Raw genomic sequence first — 223 nt, forward strand, 5'->3', positions numbered from 1 at the left:
ACCTTGATGGCGCGAATCACGATGGTTTCCTGCCGAAAGCGGCGTTCCAGCTCGGCACGATAGTTTTCCCACCAGGCATGATCAGTCTCGCGGACCATCACCTCGAAGACCACGATATCGTCATGGGCGGTATGGCCGCCCTCCTTCCAGACGCCTTCGGCGGGCGCGCGCGTGAAGCTGGTAATGCCGCCGAACCGCTCCGACAATTCCGAACGGACACGGC

General features: G+C 61.9%; 1 protein-coding gene. It reads right to left on the reverse strand.

Annotated elements, in window-relative coordinates:
• On the reverse strand, positions 1-223 hold a 223-nt coding region (locus E4K09_RS18150; RefSeq protein WP_134499190.1), incomplete at both ends, for a hypothetical protein.

The organism is Microvirga pakistanensis (assembly GCF_004458765.1).
GTDB lineage: Bacteria > Pseudomonadota > Alphaproteobacteria > Rhizobiales > Beijerinckiaceae > Microvirga > Microvirga pakistanensis.